At 75.2% G+C, this 978-nt stretch carries 1 protein-coding gene; it reads right to left on the bottom strand.

Features of this window, described 5'->3' with window-relative positions:
• Positions 1 to 716, bottom strand: a 716-nt coding sequence (locus MXD58_RS25565) for an undecaprenyl-diphosphate phosphatase (RefSeq protein ID WP_250610245.1), incomplete at its 3' end; no start/stop codon positions are given.
• Between the last annotated feature and the right edge of the window lie 262 nt (positions 717 to 978).

Genomic DNA, 978 nt, shown 5'->3' on the forward strand with positions numbered 1-978 from the left:
GTCCCCGCCCCGGTCGCCTCAGCGGCGGCGTCCGCGCGCGCGCGCGGCCCGGCGAGGCTGCGCAGTTCGAACAGCCCGGAGGCGAGCACGGCCGGCATCGCGAGCAGGAACGAGTACCTCGCGGCCGCCTCCCGGGTGTAGCCGAGCAGCAGGCCCCCGCTGATCGTCGCCCCCGACCGGGACACACCCGGGATCAGCGCCGCCGACTGCGCCAGGCCATACAACAGTCCGTCGCGCAGCGTGAGATCGTCGAGAGTGCGGCGCCGCCGGAGCAGTGCGTGGCGGCCCTGGGGGCGGCCGTTCGCCGCATGCCAGTCGGCGCCGCCGAGCAGCAGCCCGAGAGTGATCAGGGTCGCCGCGATGAGCCGCAGATCCCGGAACGGCCCCTCGATCGCGTCCTGCAGTGTCAGGCCGAACACGCCGATCGGCACGGCGCCGAGCAGCACCAGCCAGCCGATCCTGGCGTCCGGGTCCCCGCGTCTGTCGCCGCGGGCGATCGATGCCGCCCAGGCCCGTCCGATCCGGGCGATGTCACGGCGGAAATAGATCAGCACCGCTGCTTCCGTGCCAATCTGCGACACCGCGGTGAACGCGGCACCGGGATCGTCCCACCCGGCCAGCGCGGCGGTGAGGCGCAGATGGGCGCTGGAGGAGACCGGCAGGAACTCGGTGAGGCCCTGGACCAGACCGAGGACAGCGCCCTGGACGTAGTTCATCGACCTGGAGTGGCGCCCGTGGGGCGCCGGCCACGCCGCGACCGCCGCGGCCTCGACCCGGCTTTGTCCTGCACGGACCTCACGCTAACGGAACGCGCCCCGCCCGCCGCGAGCGGGGCACACGGGCCCGGTCCGGGTCGGTGCCGCCATCGGCGGGCACAGATCATCCCCGGCGGCGCGCGGGGGCGATGCCGGTGGTCGCGGAACGCCGTCGGCCGCCGGCATCGTGTCCCGAGCCGGCCCGGGTGGCGGTGGTGCGCCC

Source organism: Frankia sp. AgKG'84/4, assembly GCF_023242965.2.
GTDB lineage: Bacteria > Actinomycetota > Actinomycetes > Frankiales > Frankiaceae > Frankia.